The organism is Pseudomonas chlororaphis subsp. aurantiaca (assembly GCF_013466605.1).
Lineage (GTDB): Bacteria > Pseudomonadota > Gammaproteobacteria > Pseudomonadales > Pseudomonadaceae > Aquipseudomonas > Aquipseudomonas chlororaphis_I.
Genome location: NZ_CP059162.1, coordinates 6,425,940 through 6,447,538, shown reverse-complemented (window position 1 = coordinate 6,447,538; position 21,599 = coordinate 6,425,940). Strand labels below are relative to the sequence as shown.

General features: G+C 65.1%; 23 protein-coding genes. 15 read left to right on the top strand and 8 right to left on the bottom strand.

The genetic code is table 11. From position 1 onward, the window contains the following. The first annotated feature begins 25 nt into the window (after window positions 1-25). The 9 genes from mdcA to madM all read left to right on the top strand — a co-directional run bounded on the left by mdcA (window position 26) and on the right by madM (window position 7,308). Window positions 26-1,702, top strand: a complete 1,677-nt coding sequence (gene mdcA, locus H0I86_RS29575) for a malonate decarboxylase subunit alpha (protein WP_180923139.1) — start codon at window positions 26-28, stop codon at window positions 1,700-1,702. After that, window positions 1,703-2,578: a triphosphoribosyl-dephospho-CoA synthase gene (locus H0I86_RS29570; protein ID WP_180923138.1), complete on the top strand. Its 876-nt coding sequence runs from the start codon at window positions 1,703-1,705 to the stop codon at window positions 2,576-2,578. Next, a complete protein-coding gene (locus H0I86_RS29565; protein WP_180923137.1) occupies window positions 2,578-2,877 on the top strand; it encodes a malonate decarboxylase subunit delta in 300 nt (99 codons plus the stop codon). The genes H0I86_RS29570 and H0I86_RS29565 overlap by 1 nt, the downstream gene beginning before the upstream one ends. Next, a complete protein-coding gene (locus H0I86_RS29560) occupies window positions 2,870-3,718 on the top strand; it encodes a biotin-independent malonate decarboxylase subunit beta (protein ID WP_180923136.1) in 849 nt (282 codons plus the stop codon). Before H0I86_RS29565 ends, H0I86_RS29560 begins: the two co-directional genes overlap by 8 nt. Then, window positions 3,715-4,521 (top strand): biotin-independent malonate decarboxylase subunit gamma, encoded by an 807-nt coding sequence (mdcE, locus tag H0I86_RS29555; protein ID WP_180925930.1) that lies wholly within the window; start codon window positions 3,715-3,717, stop codon window positions 4,519-4,521. The genes H0I86_RS29560 and mdcE overlap by 4 nt, the downstream gene beginning before the upstream one ends. 5 nt (window positions 4,522-4,526) lie before the next feature. After that, the gene (locus tag H0I86_RS29550; protein WP_180923135.1) at window positions 4,527-5,147 is read left to right on the top strand and encodes a malonate decarboxylase holo-ACP synthase; all 621 of its coding nucleotides are present in this window, start codon (window positions 4,527-4,529) and stop codon (window positions 5,145-5,147) included. Continuing rightward, the gene (mdcH, locus tag H0I86_RS29545; protein WP_180923134.1) at window positions 5,144-6,079 is read left to right on the top strand and encodes a malonate decarboxylase subunit epsilon; all 936 of its coding nucleotides are present in this window, start codon (window positions 5,144-5,146) and stop codon (window positions 6,077-6,079) included. Before H0I86_RS29550 ends, mdcH begins: the two co-directional genes overlap by 4 nt. Window positions 6,080-6,145: 66 nt before the next feature. After that, the gene (madL, locus tag H0I86_RS29540; protein ID WP_180923133.1) at window positions 6,146-6,538 is read left to right on the top strand and encodes a malonate transporter subunit MadL; all 393 of its coding nucleotides are present in this window, start codon (window positions 6,146-6,148) and stop codon (window positions 6,536-6,538) included. A gap of 5 nt (window positions 6,539-6,543) precedes the next feature. Then, window positions 6,544-7,308 carry a malonate transporter subunit MadM gene (gene madM / locus H0I86_RS29535; protein ID WP_180923132.1) on the top strand — a complete coding sequence of 255 codons (765 nt, stop codon included), beginning with the start codon at window positions 6,544-6,546 and terminating at the stop codon, window positions 7,306-7,308. Window positions 7,309-7,317: 9 nt separating this feature from the next. On the opposite strand, the gene H0I86_RS29530 is transcribed toward madM, so the two are convergent. Beyond that, a complete protein-coding gene (locus H0I86_RS29530; RefSeq protein ID WP_180923131.1) occupies window positions 7,318-8,244 on the bottom strand; it encodes a LysR family transcriptional regulator in 927 nt (308 codons plus the stop codon). 154 nt (window positions 8,245-8,398) lie between these two features. Between H0I86_RS29530 and trhA the strand changes: the two genes are divergently transcribed. Further along, the gene (gene trhA, locus H0I86_RS29525) at window positions 8,399-9,016 is read left to right on the top strand and encodes a PAQR family membrane homeostasis protein TrhA (RefSeq protein ID WP_124355493.1); all 618 of its coding nucleotides are present in this window, start codon (window positions 8,399-8,401) and stop codon (window positions 9,014-9,016) included. A 27-nt stretch (window positions 9,017-9,043) separates the two neighbouring features. On the opposite strand, the gene H0I86_RS29520 is transcribed toward trhA, so the two are convergent. Then, a complete protein-coding gene (locus tag H0I86_RS29520; RefSeq protein ID WP_124355492.1) occupies window positions 9,044-9,958 on the bottom strand; it encodes a LysR family transcriptional regulator in 915 nt (304 codons plus the stop codon). A gap of 106 nt (window positions 9,959-10,064) precedes the next feature. On the opposite strand from H0I86_RS29520, the gene H0I86_RS29515 reads away from it, so the two are divergent. From H0I86_RS29515 to H0I86_RS29505, 3 genes are read left to right on the top strand one after another with little or no spacing between them, the layout of a single operon-like run. Further along, window positions 10,065-11,306 (top strand): D-amino acid dehydrogenase, encoded by a 1,242-nt coding sequence (locus H0I86_RS29515; protein WP_124355491.1) that lies wholly within the window; start codon window positions 10,065-10,067, stop codon window positions 11,304-11,306. 27 nt (window positions 11,307-11,333) lie between these two features. After that, window positions 11,334-11,684, top strand: a complete 351-nt coding sequence (locus H0I86_RS29510) for a RidA family protein (protein WP_124355490.1) — start codon at window positions 11,334-11,336, stop codon at window positions 11,682-11,684. Between the two features lie 27 nt (window positions 11,685-11,711). Beyond that, window positions 11,712-12,614 (top strand): transporter substrate-binding domain-containing protein, encoded by a 903-nt coding sequence (locus H0I86_RS29505; protein WP_038636122.1) that lies wholly within the window; start codon window positions 11,712-11,714, stop codon window positions 12,612-12,614. Window positions 12,615-12,681: 67 nt separating this feature from the next. On the opposite strand, the gene H0I86_RS29500 is transcribed toward H0I86_RS29505, so the two are convergent. Both H0I86_RS29500 and H0I86_RS29495 read right to left on the bottom strand, forming a co-directional pair. Next, window positions 12,682-13,401, bottom strand: a complete 720-nt coding sequence (locus H0I86_RS29500; protein WP_180923130.1) for a 16S rRNA (uracil(1498)-N(3))-methyltransferase — start codon at window positions 13,399-13,401, stop codon at window positions 12,682-12,684. Between the two features lie 97 nt (window positions 13,402-13,498). Next, entirely contained in the window at window positions 13,499-14,905 is a 1,407-nt protein-coding gene (locus tag H0I86_RS29495) for an adenosylmethionine--8-amino-7-oxononanoate transaminase (RefSeq protein WP_180923129.1), read from the bottom strand. 280 nt (window positions 14,906-15,185) lie between these two features. Between H0I86_RS29495 and H0I86_RS29490 the strand changes: the two genes are divergently transcribed. Beyond that, window positions 15,186-15,737, top strand: coding sequence for a cytochrome b (locus H0I86_RS29490; protein WP_180923128.1), 552 nt, complete (start codon window positions 15,186-15,188; stop codon window positions 15,735-15,737). A 32-nt stretch (window positions 15,738-15,769) separates the two neighbouring features. Continuing rightward, window positions 15,770-16,366, top strand: coding sequence for a YceI family protein (locus H0I86_RS29485; protein WP_009051286.1), 597 nt, complete (start codon window positions 15,770-15,772; stop codon window positions 16,364-16,366). A gap of 180 nt (window positions 16,367-16,546) precedes the next feature. On the opposite strand, the gene rhlE2 is transcribed toward H0I86_RS29485, so the two are convergent. The 4 genes from rhlE2 to metF form a co-directional block, all read right to left on the bottom strand. Then, complete coding sequence (gene rhlE2, locus H0I86_RS29480) at window positions 16,547-18,403, bottom strand: RNA helicase RhlE2 (protein ID WP_180923127.1); 1,857 nt, start codon at window positions 18,401-18,403, stop codon at window positions 16,547-16,549. Between the two features lie 225 nt (window positions 18,404-18,628). Then, entirely contained in the window at window positions 18,629-19,444 is an 816-nt protein-coding gene (locus H0I86_RS29475) for a substrate-binding periplasmic protein (RefSeq protein WP_180923126.1), read from the bottom strand. Between the two features lie 55 nt (window positions 19,445-19,499). Further along, window positions 19,500-20,582 carry a hypothetical protein gene (locus H0I86_RS29470; protein ID WP_180923125.1) on the bottom strand — a complete coding sequence of 361 codons (1,083 nt, stop codon included), beginning with the start codon at window positions 20,580-20,582 and terminating at the stop codon, window positions 19,500-19,502. 82 nt (window positions 20,583-20,664) lie between these two features. Then, window positions 20,665-21,510, bottom strand: coding sequence for a methylenetetrahydrofolate reductase [NAD(P)H] (metF, locus tag H0I86_RS29465; protein ID WP_053270112.1), 846 nt, complete (start codon window positions 21,508-21,510; stop codon window positions 20,665-20,667). Window positions 21,511-21,599 lie beyond the last annotated feature (89 nt).

Below are 21,599 nucleotides of genomic sequence, written 5' to 3'. Positions count from 1 at the left end.
ACGACAGCGAACCCGTGGAGTGAGCATGACAACAACAATATCCCCCGACTCGCGCTGGACGCGGCGGCGCGCTGAAAAGCAGCGGCGTCTCGAGCAGGTGCGGGGTCTTGCCGATGGCGCGGTGTTGCCCACCGACAAGATAGTCGCGGCACTGGAGGCGTTGATTCTGCCCGGCGACCGTGTGGTGCTGGAGGGCAACAACCAGAAGCAGGCGGACTTCCTGTCCCGCTCCCTGGCCAAGGTCGACCCGGGCCGCCTGCACGACCTGCACATGATCATGCCCAGCGTCGGCCGTTCGGAGCACCTGGACCTGTTCGAACGCGGTATCGCCCGCAAGCTCGACTTCTCCTTCGCCGGCACCCAGAGCCTGCGCATCAGCCAGCTGCTGGAAGACGGCCTGCTGGAAATCGGCGCGATCCATACCTACATCGAGCTCTATGCACGGCTGGTGGTGGACCTGATCCCCAACGTGGTGCTCTCGGCCGGCTTTATGGCCGACCGCGTGGGCAACATCTACACCGGGCCGAGCACCGAGGACACCCCGGCGCTGATCGAGCCGGCGGCGTTCAGCGACGGCATCGTCATCGTCCAGGTCAACCAGTTGGTGGACGACGTCGGCGAACTGCCGCGGGTGGATATCCCGGCGTCCTGGGTCGATTTCGTGGTGGTGGCCGACAAGCCGTTCTACATCGAGCCGTTGTTCACCCGCGACCCGCGCCACATCAAGCCGGTGCACGTGCTGATGGCGATGATGGCGATCCGCGGCATCTACGAGAAACACAAGGTCCAGTCGCTGAACCACGGCATCGGTTTCAACACCGCGGCCATCGAGCTGATCCTGCCGACCTACGGCGAATCCCTCGGCCTGAAAGGCAAGATCTGCCGCAACTGGACCCTCAACCCTCACCCGACCCTGATCCCGGCCATCGAAAGCGGCTGGGTGGAAAGCGTGCATTGCTTCGGCACCGAACTGGGCATGGAACGCTACATCGCCGAGCGGCCGGATGTGTTCTTTACCGGGCGCGACGGTTCGTTGCGTTCCAACCGGATGTTCTGCCAACTGGCCGGGCAATACGCGGTGGACCTGTTTATCGGCGCCACCTTGCAGGTCGATGGCGACGGTCATTCCTCCACCGTGACCCGCGGCCGCCTGGCCGGCTTCGGCGGTGCGCCGAACATGGGCCACGACCCTCGCGGCCGGCGCCACTGCACCCCGGCCTGGCTGGATATGCGCCAGGATCAGAGCGACGCGCCGGCGGCCATGCTCGAACGCGGCAAGAAGCTGGTGGTGCAGATGGTCGAGACCTTCCAGGAAGGCGGCAAACCGACCTTCGTCGAAACCCTGGATGCCGTGGAAGTGGCGAAGAAAAGCGGCATGCCCCTGGCACCGATCATGATCTACGGCGACGACGTCACCCACCTGCTGACCGAGGAGGGCATCGCCTACCTGTACAAGGCGCGTTCCCTGGAAGAGCGCCAGGCGATGATCGCGGCGGTGGCCGGGGTGACCGCCATCGGCCTGCGCCACAACCCGAAAGACACCGCGCGCATGCGCCGCGAAGGCTTGATCGCCTTGCCCGAAGACCTCGGCATTCGCCGCACCGACGCCAGCCGCGAGCTGCTGGCGGCGAAAAGCGTCGCCGATCTGGTGGAGTGGTCGGGTGGCCTGTACAACCCGCCCGCCAAGTTCAGGAGCTGGTAAATGCACGCATTCAACCTGCAAAGCAAACCCCTGAGCCTGGCCGAGCGCCTGGCGGACCTGGCGGTGGACGCGCTGATCGACGAAGCCGACCTGTCGCCGAAACCGGCCCTGGTCGACCGCCGTGGCAACGGCGCCCACAGCGACCTGCACCTGGGGCTGATGCATGCCTCGGCGCTGTCGCTGTGGCCAGCCTTCAGGGAAATGGCCGAAGCCGCCAGCGAGTTCGGCACGGTCGGCCTGCCCCTGCGCGAAGCCCTGGGCTGCATTGGTCGTGAAGGCGAAGCGGCGATGCTCGCCACTACCAATGGGGTGAACACCCATCGTGGCGCGATCTGGGCCCTGGGCCTGCTGGTGGCCGCCGCCGCGCTGAAACCGCAAGCCAACACGGCAGGAGCCCTGTGCCTGCGGGCCGCGCGCCTGGCGTTGCTGGACGACCGTCATGCGCCGCGGCCCCTCAGCCACGGCGCGCAGGTGGCGCTGCGCTATGGCGTGCGTGGCGCCCGGGAAGAAGCCCAGCTGGGCTTTCCGGCCGTGCTGCAACGGGGCCTGCCGCAACTCGAACGCAGCCGTGCCCAGGGGCATGGCGAACAGAACGCCCGGCTCGATGCGCTGTTGGCGATCATGACCGGCCTGGCCGACACCTGCGTGCTCTATCGCGCTGGCGAGGTGGGCCTGCAGGCCATGCAACGGGGCGCCCAGGCGGTGCTCGATGCCGGTGGCAGCGCCAGCCTGGCCGGGCGTCGCCGCCTGCATGAGCTGGACCAGTGCCTGGTGGCCTTGAATGCCTCGCCCGGTGGCGCCGCGGACTTGCTCGCGGCCTGCCTGCTGATTGACCGGATCGCCTCCGGCGCCGCCTTCATCCAGGGAGCAGTGTGATGGAAACCTTGTCTTTCGAATTTCCCGCCGGGCAACCCGCCCGGGGCCGGGCGCTGGTGGGCTGTGTCGGCTCGGGCGACCTGGAAGTGCTGCTCGAACCCGGGCAGCCCGGCAAGCTGAGCATTCAAGTGCAGACCTCGGTCAACGGCAGCGCGTCGCGCTGGCAGCATCTGTTCGAGCGCATGTTCGGCGGCCAGACGCCGCCAGCCCTGAGCATCGACATCCATGACTTCGGCGCCACTCCCGGCGTGGTCCGCCTGCGCCTGGAGCAGGGTTTCGAGGAGATCGGCCATGACTGACAGCGCCCGTTTGCTCAACAAACACAGCTTCGTCGAACTCGGTGCCCGGCAGCGGGCCAAGGCCCTGCTCGACGCCGGCAGCTTTCGCGAGTTGCTTGATCCGTTCCAGCGCGTCATGTCGCCGTGGCTGGCCCGCCAGGGCGTGGTGCCCCAGGCCGACGACGGGGTGGTGATCGCCAAGGGCAGCATCGATGGCCTGCCGGTGGTGATCGCCGCCATCGAAGGCGCGTTCCAGGGCGGCAGCCTCGGCGAGGTCGGCGGGGCGAAGATTGCCGGCGCCCTGGAACTGGCGGCCGAAGACAACCGCAAGGGCATTCCCACCCGCGCCGTGCTGTTGCTGGAAACCGGCGGCGTGCGCCTGCAGGAAGCCAACCTCGGGTTGGCAGCCATAGCTGACATCCACGCGGCAATTGTCGACCTGCGCCAGTACCAGCCGGTGATAGGTATCGTGGCCGGCAGCGTCGGCTGTTTTGGCGGTATGTCGATTGCCGCCGGGCTGTGCAGTTACCTGCTGGTGACCCAGGAGGCGCGTCTGGGCCTCAATGGCCCGCAGGTGATCGAACAGGAAGCCGGCCTCGAGGAATACGACTCCCGCGACCGGCCCTTTATCTGGAGCCTGACCGGCGGCGAGCAGCGTTTCGCCAGCGGCCTGGCGGACCGTTATGTGGCCGACGACGTGGCGCAGATCCGCCAACAGGTCGGCGAGCTGCTGGCCCAGGGCCTGCCCGACGGGCAGCGCAGCCGTCAGGCGGAATTGTACCTGCAACGCCTGGCACGGCTGGACAGCCATCCACAGATCGATCCGGCGACGGTTCGCCAGCTGTATCGAGGAGATCACTGATGAGTGCTTATTCCCTGCGGGGCCTGCATTGGTTCACGGCCCTGAGCGCGGTCGCTGCCCCGGTCGCGGGCCTGCCCGCCTCGTTGAAGGTGGCGGACGCCACGCTGGAACAGCAGCCGGTGCGCTTTATCGCCGTGGTCGCCGACCCGGCCAACCCCTTTGTGCGCGCCCGCAACGGTGAGGTCGGCCTGCTGGAAGGCTGGGGCCTGGCCAAGGCGGTGGACGAGGCGATCGAGGCCGACCGCGAGCAGAGCGTCAAGCGCGCGCTGATCGCCATAGTCGATGTGCCGAGCCAGGCCTATGGGCGTCGCGAAGAAGCCCTGGGTATCCATCAGGCCCTGGCCGCGGCCGCCGACAGTTATGCCCGGGCCCGGCTGGCCGGGCATCCGGTGATCGGCCTGCTGGTGGGCAAGGCCATGTCCGGGGCCTTCCTGGCCCACGGTTATCAGGCCAACCGCCTGATCGCCCTGCGCGATCCGGGGGTGATGGTGCACGCCATGGGCAAGGTGTCGGCGGCGCGGGTCACCCTGCGCAGCGTCGAGGAACTGGAGGCCCTGGCGGCCAGCGTGCCGCCCATGGCCTATGACATCGACAGCTATGCCAGCCTCGGTTTGCTCTGGGAGACCCTGTCGGTCAGCCAGATCGAACAGCCGACCGCCGACGATCTGGCCCAGGTGCGGCAATGCCTGAGCCAGGCGATTGTCGATGTGCGGAGCCATGGCCGCGATCTTTCGGGACGCCTGGGCGCCACTAACCGTGGTGCTTCGAACCGGGTCCGCCAGCTGTTGCGCGAGCAATGGTGAGCGCCATGACCAGCGCCTTGCTGCCCCATGACCTGTTGTGGGGCCTGACCCCGCAACAGTTGCCCGCCGATGCCCCGGCCTGGGCAGTGACGGCCATGGCCGCCGGGCAACCGGTGGTGGTGCGCCGTGCCTTGACCGCGGCCGGGCAAGTGGCGGTGGGCGTGCGTGGGCGGCTGCGCGAGCAGCGCTACGGGACGCTGATGGCGGTGGCAGCCATCGAGCGCCGGGTGCGCCCGGAAGAGCTGCGTTATGTCGAGTCGGATCGGGCCTGGCCAGCGCTCCAGGCGCTGGCTCAGTTGCGTGAACCCTTGGATGCCCTTGGCCTGGCCTGGGGTGTCAGCGGCAGTGCCGGTTTTGAACTGGCCAGCGGCGTGCCGGCGCTGCATCGGCAGAGCGACCTGGACCTGATCCTGCGCACTGCACAGCCCATGGACCGGGTTCAGGCCCGGGCGTTGCTGGCGCGGCTCGATGGCGCCGTCTGCCCGGTGGACCTGCAATTGCAGACACCCAACGGCGCGGTGGCCCTGCGCGAGTGGGCCGGGACATCGGCGCGGGTGCTGCTGAAAAGCGCCAGTGGCGCGCGTCTGGTCAGCGATCCGTGGCAGGCCCTGGAGCAGGTGGCGTGAGCAGCCTGCTGGTGTTCCCAGGCCAGGGCGCGCAGCAGCCGGGGATGTTGCATCGCCTGCCGACCAGCGCCCTGGTGGACGCCTGCCTGCGACAGGCCAGCGAAGTCCTGGGCGAGGATGCCCTGGCCCTGGACTCGTCCCAGGCCCTGGCGAGCACCCGGGCGGTGCAGCTGTGCCTGCTGATCGCCGGCGTGGCCAATGCCAGGGTGTTGCTGGAAAACGGGCCGGGCGCGGATTACGTGGCGGGCTTGTCGATTGGAGCCTATCCCGCCGCAGTGGTCGCCGGGGCCCTGGATTTTGGCGATGCGCTGCGTCTGGTCAGCCTGCGCGGCGAGCTGATGCAGCAGGCCTATCCGCAGGGTTATGGCATGACCGCGATCATCGGCCTGGAACTGGCGACGGTGGAGGCTTTTCTGGCCCGGGTGCACCGCCCGGACAACCCGGTGTACCTGGCCAATATCAACGCCGATAGCCAGGTGGTGATCGCCGGCAGCGATACCGCCATGGCCCAGGTCGCCGAGCTGGCCCGGAGTTGCGGTGTCGGGGTGGCCAAGCGTCTGGCGGTCAGCGTGCCGTCCCATTGCCCGTTGCTGGAGCAGCCGACCCAGGTCCTGGCCGAGGCCTTCTCCAGGGTGACGCTGCAGCCGCCGCGCCTGGGTTACCTGAGCGGCAGCCGCGCGCGGCCGCTGCGCACGCCAGAGCAGTTGCGCGACGACCTGGCGTTCAACATGTGCCGGGTGGTGGATTGGCGCGGCACTGTGCAAAGCGCCTACGAGCGCGGCGTGCGGCTACAGATCGAACTGCCGCCCGGTGCGGTGTTGACCGCTCTGGCGCGTCGGGTGTTCGAGCAGGGCACCGTGATGGCCTGCGACGGTGCCCGGCTCGACACCCTGCAAGCGCTGTTGCGCGAGGAGGGAAACCGCCAACCCTAGACACCGACTCAAGCTGGCGAAGCACAAGAACAACAACTTCGACGATGCACTTTGAGGACTACAACAATGATTATCTACGGTGTGGCCTTTCTGGCCTTTTGTACCCTGGCGGGTATTTTCATCGGTGAGCTGCTGGGCAAACTGATCGGCGTACCGGCCAATGTCGGCGGTGTGGGTATCGCCATGCTGCTGTTGATCGGTCTCGGTAGCTACCTGAACAAACGCGGCCTGTTCACTGGCAAGTCCGAGCAGGGCGTGGAGTTCTGGGGCGCGGTGTATATCCCCATAGTGGTAGCCATGGCCGCCCAGCAGAACGTTTATGGCGCGCTCAAGGGTGGGCCCATGGCGATTCTCGCGGGAACCCTGGCGGTCGTGATCGCCTTTGCCCTGGTTCCGGTGCTGGTGCGCATCGGCAACAAGGCGCCGGACGTGGCCGCCCCTCAGAAAAGTGTGGGGTGAGCGCCATGTACGAAGCGATGATGAAGGTCATTACCGGCTACGGGTTAATCAGTGGTTTCGCGGTGATCGGGATCACCATGTGGGTCTCTTACTGGATCTCCAACACCTTTACCAAGGGCCGCCTGCATGGCTCGGCCATCGCCATCCTGCTGGGGCTGGTGCTGTCCTATGTCGGTGGCGCCTTTACCGGCGGGCAAAAGGGCGTGGTGGATATCCCGCTGCTGTCGGGCATTGGCCTGCTGGGCGGTGCGATGCTGCGGGACTTCGCGATTGTCGCCACGGCGTTCGGGGTCAGCGTCGAGGAGCTCAAGCGCGCCGGTTTCGTCGGCGTGCTGGCGCTGTTCGTCGGGGTCGGCTCGTCCTTCGTGGCCGGGGTCGGCGTGGCCATGGCCTTCGGTTATACCGATGCGGTCAGCCTGACCACCATTGGTGCGGGGGCGGTGACCTATATCGTCGGTCCGGTGACCGGGGCGGCCATTGGCGCCAGTTCCGAAGTCATGGCGCTGTCGATTGCCGCCGGTCTGATCAAGGCGATCCTGGTGATGGTCATGACCCCTTTCGTGGCGCCGCTGATCGGCCTCGACAACCCGCGCAGCGCGGTGATCTTTGGCGGCCTGATGGGCACTTCCAGCGGCGTGGCCGGGGGGCTGGCGGCGACCGATCCCAAGCTGGTGCCCTACGGTTGCCTGACGGCGGCGTTCTACACCGCCCTGGGCTGCCTGCTGGGACCGTCGCTGCTGTTCCTGCTGATGCGCGGCCTGCTGGGCTGAGGCCGACGGTTACCGTGGCGATTCGCTCTGCCGGTTGGCGTACATCCGGCACTCGGCCAGCAGCGCCAGCAGGTTCGGGTCGCGCTCCTTGGCCTTGAGGAACACCACGCCGATATGCTGTTGCAGCCGGTAGCGCGCCTGCAGCGGAATCAGCTTCACGCGGTTTTCGTACACCGCGGCAATCCTTCCCGGCAGCAGGGCATAGCCCACCCCCGAGCTGACCATGCTCAGCAGGGTGAAGATGTCGTTGACCTGCATCGCCACCTTCGGTTCGAACCCCGCCTGCTTGAACACCCGCACGCCGTCCTGATGGGTGGCGAAGCCCTGGGTCAGGGTGATGAAGGTCGCGTCGCGCACATCGCTGAGGTCGACTTCCGCCTGCTGGGCGAACGGCGAGTCGGCTGGCGTGGCGAGGTAGATATCGTCGGAAAACAGCGGGATCTGCTCGCAGTCCGGGTCGCTGACGCTGTCGTCCAGCGATACCAGGATCGCGTCGACCTCCATGTTCTTCAGCTTGTACAGCAGGTCGATGTTGGAGCCGAGGATCAGGTCGATATTCAGCTCGCTGCGGCGCAGCTTCAGGCCCATGATCAACTGCGGCACGGTTTTCACCGTCAATGAGTACAGGGAACCGAGCTTGAAACGTTCCGCCGAGAACCCGGCGGCTTCGCGGGTCAGGCGCACGCTCTCGAGCACGTCCTGGATCAGCTTCTGCGCCCGTTCCTCAAGGACGAAGGCGCTTTCCAGCGGCGTCAGGTTGCGCCCTTCATGCTTGAACAGCGGGCAGCGCAGGGCGCTTTCCAGGGAGTGAATGGCCCGGTGCACGCTGACATTGCTGGTCTGCAACTCGGCGGCGGCGCGTGCCAGGTTGCCGGTGCGCATGAACGCCAGAAACACTTCGAGCTTTTTCAGGGTCAACTCTTCATCGATCAGCATGACGGGCACTCTTATTCGAATGCTCCGATTGTGCCTGCCGGGTCATGACTTGGCTGGAGGTTTTTTCGTCCATGGCTTTATTCGGAAACATTGCGCTTTCAGGCTACAGGCCTGAGCCTTGCGCAGATTTTCCGCCTTGGGAGGTGAGTGGCACATGTATTACGGGGAAAGACTCAACGCCTGGACACATCTGGTGGGAGCGATTGCGGCACTGGTCGGGGGGATCTGGCTGCTGGTGCTGGCCTGCCTCGACGGCAGCCCGTGGAAAATCGTCAGCGTGGCGATCTACGGCTTCACCTTGCTGGTGCTGTACAGCGCCTCGACCGTGTACCACAGCGTGCGCGGGCGGGCGAAAAGCATCATGCAGAAGGTCGATCACTACTCCATCTACCTGCTGATCGCCGGCAGCTATACGCCGTTCTGCCTGGTGACCCTGCGCGGGCCTTGGGGCTGGACGCTGTTCGGGATCGTCTGGGGGCTGGCGCTGATCGGTATCTTGCAGGAGATCAAGCCGCGTTCCGAGGCGCGCATCCTGTCCATCGTGATCTACGCGGTGATGGGCTGGATCGTGCTGGTGGCGGTCAAGCCGCTGCTGGCGGCCCTGGGCCTCGCCGGCTTCGCCTGGCTGGCCTCGGGCGGGGTGCTCTACACCGTCGGCATCGTCTTCTTCGCCCTCGACAGCCGTTTGCGCCACGCCCACGGGATCTGGCACCTGTTCGTGATCGCCGGCAGCCTGCTGCACTTCGTGGCGATCTTCTTCTATGTGTTGTGAGGGGCGTTAAGGCCGGGCAGGGCCGCCTCAATCCCCAGTCATCAACCTATCCAATTGTTCCTGGGCCCGGCCGCCGAAGATCTCCAGCAGGCTGCTCAAGGTATGGGGCAGGGCCTCCACCGCGCGGGTCACGGCATACAGGGTGATTGGCAGCGCCGGGGTCAGCGGGCGAATCGCGGTGCTGGCGGGGGAGGCGCCGAGGGCGGTGAAGGGGTCGATCACCGCCAGCCCGGCCCCGGATTCGACCATGGCCCGGGCCAGGGAGTAGGTCTGCACGGCAATGCTGACCCGTGGCGCGGGCTCCACGGCTTTCAGGTAACCGTCGAGTTTCGCCGCCAGCGGGTCGGCGCTGGACAGGCCGATCAAGGGCGCCCCTGCCAATTCCATCAAGGGCAGCGGCGTGCCCCTGGCCGCCTGGGGCCAGTAATCCAGCGGCGCCAGCGCCACCAGCACCCCGCTGGCCAGGGCCTGGGCGGTCAGCCCCGGATGATCCGGGCGTTGCAGGGTCAGGGCCACGTCGATCTCGCGCATCAGCAGGTTCTGCACCAGCTCGCGGCTGTGGGCGCTGGACAGCTCGCAGACGATGTCCGGGTAGCGCCGGGTCCACTGGTTGATGGCCGGCGGCAGCAAGGACAGGGCCAGCGCCGGCGTGGCGCCGATCCGCAGGCTGTGGCCCGGTTCGCGGCGCAGGCTCCGGGCCAGGCGCCGCACCCCTTGCAGGCTTTCGCTGACCTTGTCGACTTCGCGCTCCAGCTCCAGGGCTTCCGGGGTGGCCTGCAACTTGCCCTTGACCCGCAGGAACAGCGGGAACCCCAGCTGCTGCTCGGCGTGCTGCAAGACCTTGGTCACCGCCGGCTGGGAGACGTGTAGCAGTTGCGCCGCGCCGCTGATCGAGCCGGTCTGGCGGATGGCCTGGAAAATCTCGATATGACGCAGTCGCATGATGAGTCCATAACCTTTGTTTATGGGTGGTCCATCTTTATTCATTGTCCCGGGCCTGTCACCTGGTCCTAACCTGAAGCCCGCTCAACAAGGTTTAAGGACTGACATGGCACAGCGGGTTTGCATCATCGGCGGCGGGGTCATCGGCCTCGCCAGCGCCTACGCCCTGGTTCGCGAAGGGTTCGACGTCAGCCTGGTGGAGGCGCGCGAATCCTTCGCCAGCCAGACCAGCTTCGCCAATGGCGGCCAGCTGTCGTACCGCTACGTGGCGCCGCTGGCCGATGCCGGCGTGCCCTGGCAGGCCCTGGGCTGGATGCTGCGGGGCGACTCGCCGCTGAAGCTGCGCCCGCGCCTGGACCCGGCGCAGTGGCGCTGGATGGCCGGGTTCCTGGCGGCCTGTCGTAGTTCGGTCAACCGGCGCAACGGCGCTCACCTGCTGCGCCTGGCGCTGTTGAGTCAGGCCACCTTGCAGAGCTGGCGCGAGGAGGATCGGCTCGAGGGTTTTCACTGGCGGCGTAACGGCAAGCTGGTGACCTTTCGCGAAACCGCCAGTTTCGAGCATGCCCGCCATGGCTTGGCCGATCCTCGCCAGCAGCAGGTACTGTCCGCTGGCGAATGCGCGCAACTGGAGCCGACCCTCGGCGGCGCGCCCTTTGTCGGCGGCATCTTCACCCCGGACGAAGAGGTGGCCGACTGTCATGCCTTCTGCCAGCAACTGGTGGCGCGGCTGCAGGCTTCCGGCCGCTGCCAGCTGCTGACGGGGCGCCAGGTCACCGGTATTCGTCAGGCGGGCGGCCAGGTGCAGGCCATCGAGCTGGGCGACGAGGTGCTGGCGGTGGATCAACTGGTACTCGCCGCCGGTCATCGCAGTGGCGAGCTGGCGTTGCCCGGGCTGAAGCTGCCGCTGTATCCGCTCAAGGGCTACAGTCTCAGCGTGCCGATCGGCGCGGGGCATCGGGCTCCGGAGATCAGCATCACCGACTACAACCGCAAGATCGTCTACGCGCGGATCGGCCAGCAGCTGCGAGTGGCGGCCATGGTCGATATCGTCGGTTTCGACCCGTCCCTGGACCCCAGGCGCCTGGCCCTGATGCAGCGCCAGGCCCGGGAAACCTTCGCCAACGCCGGCGACTACGATGCCGCCATCGAGTGGGCCGGCATGCGTCCGGCGACTCCCAGCGGCGTACCGCTGATTGGCGCCACCGGCTACCGCAACCTGTGGCTCAACCTTGGCCACGGCGCCCTGGGGTTCACCCTGGCCTGTGGCAGCGGGCGCCTGCTGGCCGAGCTGATCGGCCAGCGCCGTCCTTCCATCGACATGCAGGGGCTCGCGCCCCATGCCGCCTGATTTCTTTCGCGTACAAGGAGCTGTCCCATGACCATCCAGCGTCTCCACAGCAATGACCGCCTCAGCGCTGTCGTGAGCTTTGCCGATCTGATCTTCCTCTCCGGCCAGGTGCCGGGCCCGGCCACCGATGCCGGCGGCCAGACCCGTGAAGTGCTGGCGAAGATCGACGCCTTGCTGGCCGAGGCCGGCAGCGACAAGGATCATCTGCTCAGTGCGACCCTCTACCTGAAAGACATCCAGCAGGACTTTGCCGCGATGAACGAGGTCTGGTCGGCCTGGTTGTCCCCTGGCCAGGCGCCGAGCCGCACCACCGTGCAGGCCGCGCTGGCGCGCCCGGAAATCCTGGTGGAAATCACTGTCATCGCGGTTCGCCGCTAACGCCTTCACCCACAACGGAGAATAACAATGCAAAAAATCACGTTGCTCGGCTGCACCCTGGGCCTGTTGCTCGGCTCCCCACTGTACGCCAGCGAGGCGCCGCTGACCGGCACCCTGGGCAAGATCGCCAATGCCGGCAGTATTACCCTGGGTTATCGCGATGCGTCGGTGCCGTTTTCCTATGTGGGTGACAACAGCGGCAAACCCATGGGCTACTCGGTGGACCTGGCGAGCAAGGTCGTCGAGCGCATCCGCGACAAACTGGCATTGCCGCAACTGGCGGTGAAGTACAACCTGGTGACGTCCCAGACCCGCATCCCTCTGGTGCAAAACGGCACCGTGGACCTGGAATGCGGCTCCACCGGAGTCACCGCCGAACGGCAGAAGCAGGTGGCGTTCTCCTACGGCTTCATCTACGTCAAGGGCCAGTTGCTGACCGCCAGGGACAGCGGGATCAAGAGTTTCGCCGACCTGCGCGGCAAGAACGTGGTGACCACCGCCGGCACCACCAACGAGCGCTTCCTCAAGAGCTATAACGTCGAGCACAAGATCGACATGTTCGTGATCAGCGCCAAGGACCACGGCGAAGCCTTCCAGATGTTGCAATCGGGTCGCGCCGCGGCGTTCTACATGGACGACGCGCTGCTTTACGGTGAACGGGCCAAGGCCCGCGATCCGCACAACTGGGTGGTGGTCGGCGAGGAGCAGTCGCGGGAAATCTACAGTTGCATGGTGCGCAAGGACGATCCGCAGTTCCTGGAACTGGTGAACAGCACCCTGGCGGACCTGTACCGCTCAGGGGAGATCAACGGGATCTACCAGCGCTGGTTCGAACAGCCGATTCCGCCCAAGGGCCTGAACCTGGAATTCCCGATGACCAGCGAGTTGAAGGCGATCATCGCCAAGCCGGTGAGCGATCCGGTGGAGTAAACACCGGTCCGCTTCTGTAGGAGCCAGGGCTTGCCGGCGATGAGCGCGGCGTGGTGTGTCAGGCGAGTCAGAAGTCGCCCCACAGCTGTTGGGCCACCGCCAGCGCTACCACTGGCGCGGTTTCGGTGCGCAGCACCCGCGGGCCGAGGCGCGCCGGCAGGAAGCCCGCGTCCTGGGCCTGGTCCACTTCGGCATCGGACAAACCGCCTTCCGGGCCGATCAGGAATGCCAGGGTCGCCGGTTTGGCATGGCTTACCAGCGGCTCGGCCACCGGGTGCAGCACCAGCTTGAGGTCGGCCTGGGTCTGCTTGATCCAGTCGGCCAGCGGCACCGGCGGATGAATCACCGGCACCCGTGAGCGCCCGCATTGTTCGCAGGCGCTGACGGCCACCTGGCGCCAGTGAGCCAGGCGCTTGTCGGCGCGTTCGTCCTTGAGCCGCACTTCGCAGCGCTCGCTGAAGATCGGGGTGATTTCATTCACCCCCAGTTCGGTGGCTTTCTGAATCGCCCAGTCCATGCGCTCGCCCCGGGACAAGCCCTGACCGAGATGGATCTGCAGCGGCGACTCGACCTGCCCGGCGAAGCTTTCATCGAGCCGGACCACCACGCGTTTCTTGCCGACTTCCAGCAGCGTGCCGCGAAATTCGTTGCCCGAACCGTCGAACAACTGCAGCGCGTCGCCCTCGGCCATGCGCAGCACGCGCCCGATGTAGTGGGCCTGGGCTTCCGGCAGTTCGTGCTCGCCGAGGCTCAGGGGGGCGTCGATAAAGAAGCGGGACAGTCTCATGGTGGTTCTCTGGGGAAAATTCGGTTCGAGGTGGGTCAATGGATCTTTGCGTCGGCAAGCCCGCCTCTATAAAGCGGCGGGCTTGTCGGCGAGGGGCTCAACCCGGATCGCGGAAGCCTGGGTGGAAGTCCTTGGGCACCGCCACGCTGACCTTGTCGCTGGTGGCGATATCGATGCCTTCGCTGGCAACGATGGCGAGGAAGTCGATCTGTTCCGGAGTGATCACGTAGGGCGGCAGGAAATACACCACGCTGCCCAGCGGACGCAGCAGGGCGCCACGCTCCAGGGCATGCTGGAAGACTTTCAGGCCACGGCGTTCCTGCCACGGGTAGGCGGTCTTGCTGGTCTTGTCCTGGACCATCTCGATGGCCAGGACCATGCCGGTCTGGCGAACTTCCGCAACGTGCGGGTGGTCCGCCAGGTGTGTGGTCGAGCTGGCCATGCGCTGGGCCAGCGCCCGGTTGTTCTCGATGACGTTGTCCTGCTCGAAGATATCCAGGGTCGCCAGTGCCGCCGCACAGGCCAGCGGGTTGCCGGTGTAGCTGTGGGAGTGGAGGAAGGCGCGCAGGGTCGGGTAGTCGTCGTAGAAGGCGCTGTAGACCTCGTCGGTGGTCAGGCACGCGGCCAGCGGCAGGTAGCCGCCGGTCAGGGCCTTGGACAGGCAGAGGAAGTCCGGGCGTATGCCGGCCTGTTCGCAGGCGAACATCGTGCCGGTACGACCGAAGCCGACGGCGATCTCATCATGGATCAGGTGCACGCCGTAGCGGTCGCAGGCCTCGCGCAGCAGCTTGAGGTACACCGGGTGGTACATGCGCATGCCGCCGGCGCCCTGGATCAGCGGCTCGACTATCACCGCGGCGAGGGTGGCGTGGTGTTCCGCCAGGGTCTGTTCCATGGCCGCGAACAGGTTGCGCGAGTGTTCTTCCCAGCTCATGCCTTCGGGGCGCAGGTAGCAGTCCGGGCTCGGCACCTTGATGGTGTCCAGCAGCAGGGCCTTGTAGGTCTCGGTGAACAGCGGCACATCGCCCACCGACATCGCGGCGATGGTTTCGCCGTGGTAGCTGTTGGTCAGGGTGACGAAGCGCTTCTTGTCCTTCTGGCCGCGGTTGAACCAGTAGTGGAAGCTCATCTTCATCGCCACTTCGATGCACGACGAGCCGTTGTCGGCATAGAAGCAGCGGGTCAGGCCTTCGGGAGTCATTTTCACCAGGCGCTCGGACAGCTCGATCACCGGCTGATGGCTGAAGCCGGCAAGGATCACGTGCTCCAACTGATCGACCTGATCCTTGATGCGCTGGTTGATGCGCGGGTTGGCGTGGCCGAATACGTTGACCCACCAGGAGCTGACCGCGTCGAGGTAGCGCTTGCCTTCGAAGTCCTCCAGCCACACGCCTTCGCCGCGCTTGATCGGGATCAGCGGCAGCTGCTCGTGGTCTTTCATCTGGGTGCAGGGATGCCATAACACCGCGAGATCGCGTTGCATCCACTGGTTGTTGAGGCCCATGTTCAGTCTCCTGGAGGCGGCTCTAAGTACGCGAGCAAACAATCGCGCAAGCCTATGCAATGCCAGGCCGTGTCACAACCCATTGCATGCCTGGAAGGGCGAATTGATTGCAGTCGCAGGACGGTCTGTCACGTTTTCCCCACGTAGACCTTAATGCCTGGTTAATTTAGTGTTCGTAAGATCAACATCGTATTTCTCGATATTTCAAAGCGAAAATTTCCGCTTTAATTCGATAGTTAAATCGATAGTCTTGGGCAGCAGTTCTTACAGGATATAAGTGATGCAGCTACGTAACTCTTCTTCCCGCTACGGCTGGATAAGCATTTTCCTGCACTGGAGTGTGGCGCTGGCAGTCTTTGGATTGTTCGCCCTGGGCCTGTGGATGGTCGGCCTGGATTACTACAGTGCCTGGCGCAAAGATGCGCCGGACCTGCACAAGAGCATTGGCTTGACGCTGTTCGCGGTCATGCTGCTGCGGGTGCTGTGGCGCTTTGTCAGCCCGCCGCCACCGGCACCGGCCAACCATGGTCGCCTGACGCGCCTGGGCGCCACCTTCGGCCATGCCTTCCTGTATCTCAGTCTGTTCGCTGTGATGATTGCCGGTTACCTGATTTCAACCGCAGACGGTGTCGGGATTCCGGTGTTTGGCTTGTTTGAAATTCCCGCCCTGGTTTCCGGACTACCGGACCAGGCGGATGTGGCCGGCGAGGTGCATCTGTACCTGGCCTGGGCTCTGGTGATCTTTGCCGGAGTGCATGCTCTGGCGGCTTTGAAACACCACTTTATCGATCGTGACGCGACCCTGGCTCGAATGCTGGGACGCAAAGCCTGATGCTCAACCTCGACTCAAAAGGAATAGAAAGCATGTTGAAAAAGACTCTCGCCGCTCTGGCAATCGGTTCTGCTCTGTTGTCTGCCGGTCAGGCGATGGCCGCTGATTACGTGATCGACAAGGAAGGCCAGCACGCCTTCGTCGACTTCAAGATCAGCCACCTGGGCTACAGCTTCATCACCGGTACCTTCAAGGACCTGGACGGTAAATTCAGCTTCGACGCGGCCAAGCCTGAAGACGCCAAGATCGAAGTCAATGTGCGCACCGCCAGCGTGTTCACCAACCACGCCGAGCGCGACAAGCACATCGCCAGCAAAGACTTCCTGGACGTGGGCAAGTTCGCTGACGCCAAGTTCGTCTCCACCAGCGTCAAGCCAACCGGCAAGAACGCCGATGGCAAGCAGACTGCCGACGTGACCGGTGACCTGACCCTGCACGGCGTAACCAAGCCGGTCGTGGTCAAGGCGACCTTCCTGGGTGAAGGCAAGGACCCATGGGGCGGCTACCGTGCCGGCTTCGAAGGTACCACCAGCATCAATCGCCAGGATTTCGGCAAGATGATGGACCTGGGCCCGGCCTCCAACAATGTCGACCTGTACATCACCTTCGAAGGTGTGAAAGCGAAGTAATGCTTCGCCCGTAGCCGCTGCCGAGCCCGCGAGGCTGCGACAAGGTCCGCAGGACCTTCATGGCCCTTGAGGCCAGCGACCGGTTCCCGGTCGATCGCAGCCTTCGGCAGCGGTTACAGAGGCCATAAAAAAACGCCCCTGATCTCGCGATCAGGGGCGTTTCTTATTGCCGCGTAAACTTCAGCGATTGCGGGTCAGCAAGGCTGGTTTCTCGCCACGTGGACGGCTTGGCAGTTGATCGAGCTGCTCGGGTGTCGGGAAGCGGTCGGCTTTCGATTCCTTGTGCATGATCTTCGGCTGGTTGCCACGCGGGTTCTGCACCGCCGGCTCCTGACGTGCCTGGTCGTCACGGGCCGGACGACGATTGCGCGACTCTTCGCGACGGGCCTGGCCGTCGCGTGGAGCGCCGCTGCGTGGGCCGTTGCGCTTGGCAGGCGGGGTGCCGGTGCTGGCGCCGCTGCTGTTGCGCGGACCGCCGGAGCGACCCTGGCCGCCGCGTGGCGCATTGCTGTTGGCTGCGCCCTGGCCTGGCGCGCCTGGACGGCGGCCGCGGCCCGACTGGTTGTTCTTGTTCTGGTACGGGCTGACGTAGTCAGCGCGATTGCCGAAGTTGTCCACGTCGTCGTCCAGGAACTCGTCCGGGGCACGGTCGGCGCGTGGCGTCGGCTGGCGCTGTTCGCGGGCCGGGGTGCCTTCGCGAGGCTTCTGCTCACGGGCCGGGCGGTCGCCGCGAGCGGTCGGTTTTTCCTTGCCCTTGTCCTTGCCTTTGTCTTTACGGCCGCCGCCACCACCGCCGCCGTTCGGACCGTCGCCACGCGGGCCACGGGAGTTGCGCGGGTTACGCACGTCCGGACGCTCGCGCACTTCCGGTTTCTCGGCTTCCACGGCGCTGGCGTCGAAGCCCATCAGATCGCCGTCGGGGATCTTCTGCTTGGTCATGCGCTCGATGCTCTTGAGCAGCTTCTCTTCGTCCGGCGCGACCAGCGAGATCGCTTCGCCCGAACGACCGGCACGGCCGGTACGGCCGATACGGTGCACGTAGTCTTCGTCAACGTTCGGCAGTTCGAAGTTGACCACGTGTGGCAACTGGTCGATGTCCAGGCCGCGGGCGGCGATGTCGGTGGCGACCAGGATCCGCACTTCACCGGCCTTGAAGTCGGCCAGGGCCTTGGTGCGGGCGTTCTGGCTCTTGTTGCCGTGAATGGCGACGGCGGTCAGGCCGTGCTTGTCCAGGTACTCGGCCAGGCGGTTGGCGCCGTGCTTGGTACGGGTGAAGACCAGCACCTGTTCCCAGGCGCCGGCGGTGATCAGGTGGGCCAGCAAGGCACGCTTGTGGCTGGCGGCCAGGCGGAACACCCGTTGCTCGATACGCTCGACCGTGGTGTTCGGCGGCGTGACTTCGATGCGCTCGGGGTTGTGCAGCAGCTTGCCGGCCAGGTCCGTGATGTCCTTGGAGAAGGTCGCGGAGAACAGCAGGTTCTGGCGCTTGGCGGGCAGGCGCGCGAGGACTTTCTTCACGTCATGGACGAAGCCCATGTCGAGCATGCGGTCGGCTTCGTCGAGCACGAGGATTTCCACGTGGGACAGGTCGACGCTGCCCTGGCCGGCCAGGTCGAGCAGGCGGCCGGGGCAGGCCACCAGCACGTCGACGCCGCGGGCCATGGCCTGAACCTGTGGGTTCATGCCGACGCCGCCGAAGATGCAGGCACTGACGAACTTCAGGTCGCGGGCATAGACCTTGAAGCTCTCGTGCACTTGCGCGGCCAGTTCGCGGGTTGGGGTCAGGACCAGGACGCGCGGTTGGCGCGGGCCGTGACGCTGGGATTTGTCCGGGTGACCGTTGGGAAACAACCGTTCCAGGATCGGAAGGGCGAAACCGCCGGTTTTACCAGTACCTGTCTGTGCCGCGACCATCAGGTCGCGACCTTGCAACACGGCGGGAATGGCCCGCTGTTGCACCGGAGTAGGCTGGGTGTAGCCGGCGGCTTCGATGGCGCCGACTAAAGCCTCGGAGAGACCGAGGGAAGCAAAGGACATGAGTAATCCTGTTTTAGTGAGGGCTTGGCCCAGAGGGATAGTCTTGCCTGGCGCGAATGGCGTTTAAGAGGACGCAATCCCGTCCGGTCCTGCTGGCTCCTGAAGGCTCATCGGCGAGGGCTCGCGCGGGCCTTGTGGCTGCGCTGTAGCGGTATCGAGATGCCTTGAACAGGATCGAGCGTCCGGGCGTGAGCCTGGCGGGAAGGCCGGAGTATAACAGAGCAATCAGCGTGCGCTGCGTTCCTGCTGCTCAACGGTTTTCAGCGGTGTGCCGGGCGGCATTGCGCTTGGGTCGGCGATGGCCGGGGCCGCGCCGTAGCGGGCGCTCAGTTCGGCGTAGGCCGGCTCGCGCTTGAAGCGCTTGAGTTCGGCGCCGAAACGCTGCACCAGCAAGTCCATGCCGGCATTGCGCCGTACCGCCAGAAACTGGCTCTGGCGGCTGATGACTACGGGGTTCTCGGTGATCTGCTGGCGAATGTTCAGTTGGTCGAGCAGATGCTGGCCGACCCGCCGATCGGTGATCAGCAGGTCGATGCGGCCGCGCAGCAGCTTGCCGAAGTTGGCCTCGTGGGTCGGCGCCGGCTCGTGCTTGAACAGCGTGGATTCCCTGAAGTCCTGGCTGTACAGATAGCCGGGGGAGGTGCCCACGGTCAGCCCGCGCAAGTCTTCCAGGGTGCGGAACGGAAAGGGCCGGGCGTTGGCATAGAACATCACGAACTCGACGTCCGACAGCGGCTCGCTGGGGTAGAGCAGGCTGCTTTCGCGTTCGTTGCTGTGAAAGATGTCCAGGGCACCGTCGGCCTGGCCCTGTTCGAGCATGGCCAGGCAACGTTTCCAGGGCAGGAACTGCCATTCGACTTCGATCCCCAGGCGCTGGAAGACAATGGCCGTGGTTTCGTAATCCAGCCCCCGGGCCTTGCCCTGTTCCTCATAGACATAAGGGGCCCAGGGCTCGGTGACAATGCGCAGCTTCTCGCCATGGGCGGCGAGGCTCAGGCAAGCGCAGATAAAGGCTGTCAGCAGCTGGGCGATGAGGGGCATCGCTGGAGATTACGACGAGAGGTCGTCCAATACCAGAGGCTGTCTAGCTCAAGCCTCAGTCAGCCTTGGTCTCGATCAGATGCAGGTAGATGGCCTTGCGTCGCTGGCCCAGTACCAGGCGAATCACCGGGTGGTTGAACCAGCGCTCGAGTTGATGGCTGTTGAGCGGCTTTTTCAGGCGGCCTTCGGCGTTTTCCCGGGCTTTCTCCCACCAGACCGGGGCGCAGGCCTGATCGAATTCGTTGGTATGGCGGTAGCAGCCGTAGAGGATTTCGCGCATGAACTGCCGCTGGTGCCCAGGCAGGGCCAGGGTCACGATCTTGTAGGCCAAGCGTTGCAACGCCGGCGGGCGTGGCAGGGTCGCGGTGACCAGGCGGGTTTCGTCCAGGGCGACGCTGCTGGTGGGCGCTGCGCCGTGCTTGTCCAGCCAGGCCTTGATCTTGGCGCGAAACAGCTGTTTGCGGCTCCAGTAGTGGTGGATCAGGTCGGGGCATTCGCGGACCTGTTTGGTGCGATAGGCCGCTACTGCCAGGCAGAACTCTTCAAGGGTGTAGGCGCCGTTGGCCAGCGGGTACAGCTCGTCCATCAGGGCGATGGAACGGTCCAGCACATCGGCGTCCGCGCGGTGCAGGCCGATCACGCCGGAGTTCAGCAACGGCATCTGGTCGTCAGCGAGTTTGCGTTCCCGCAGCAAGCCAGCCAGGGACTGGTAGAGGCCGGATTCCTTGTTGGCGCCGTAGCACATGCCGAAGGCGTTACACAGCAGGGTGCCGGGCTGGATGCGGCGAAACAGCTCCAGCGGCGAGCAGTGGAAAAAGGTGTCGGTATCGATCAGCAACGCCAGTTCGGATTCTTGCAGCACCTGCTGCATCACCACGTGCTTGGCGCGAAAGTGGTAGCCGTGTGGGGCGATCCAGGCCTGGCGGGTACTTTCATCCAAGGGGCGCACGCGCACAGGCAGGTCGCGGTAAGGCGCGGCATTGTCGGTGAAGACCTGGATGTCGAGGGCCTCGCCCGGTGTTTCGCGCAGCCCGGCCAGGGCGCTGGCAATACTGAACGCGGCTTCCTGGTGATAGGTCGCGGCGCCGTAAACCAGATAGATCAATTGTGGGCGTGCTGCGGTGCTGCCTGTGGACATCTACGGCGATCCTTCGGATGTATTGGGGGTTAAAAAAAAGGCCCTGGATTTCGCCAAGGCCTTTTCTGATGCTGCCGGGCGGTTAACGCGGTAGCTTCAGGTTGTTCCAGACGGCCAGGCTTGGCTCGGCTTGGTTCAGGGTATAGAAATGCAGCCCTGGCGCCCCGCCTTGCAACAAACGTTCACACATTTCGGTGATGACCTGTTCGCCGAACGTCTGAATGCTTTGGCTGTCGTCGCCGTAGGCTTCCAGTTGCTTGCGGATCCAGCGCGGGATTTCCGCGCCGCAGGCGTCGGAGAAACGCGCCAGCTTGCTGTAGTTGGTGATCGGCATGATGCCGGGCACGATCGGGATGTTCACACCCATTTGTTGCACGCGTTCGACGAAGTAGAAATAACTGTCGGCGTTGAAGAAGTACTGGGTGATCGCACTGTTGGCGCCGGCGTTGGCCTTGCGCACGAAGTTGTTGAGGTCGTCTTCGAAATTGCGCGCCTGTGGGTGCATTTCCGGATACGCCGCCACTTCGATGTGGAAGTGATCGCCGGTCTCTTCACGAATGAAACTCACCAGGTCGTTGGCGTGACGCAGCTCGCCGCTGGCCATGCCCATGCCCGAAGGCAGGTCGCCGCGCAGGGCAACGATACGGTTGATGCCGGCGGCCTTGTACTGGCTCAGCAGGCCACGCAGGTCGGCCTTGCTGTCGCCCACGCAGGACAGGTGCGGCGCGGCCGGGATCTTCACTTCGCTTTCGAGCTGCAGCACGGTGTTCATCGTGCGGTCGCGGGTCGAGCCACCGGCACCGTAGGTGCAGGAGAAGAAATCGGGGTTGTAGCTGGCCAGCTGGCGGGCAGTGGCGAGCAGTTTTTCATGTCCAGCATCGGTCTTGGTCGGGAAGAACTCGAAGCTGTAGCGACGGTCTTGGGACATGGAGGAAACCTCCAGCTACAAGCTGCAAGCCACAAGCTGCAAGAGTAGCGGAGGTGCGCTCAGCTCTTGTGCCTGGAACGGGCTGCTTG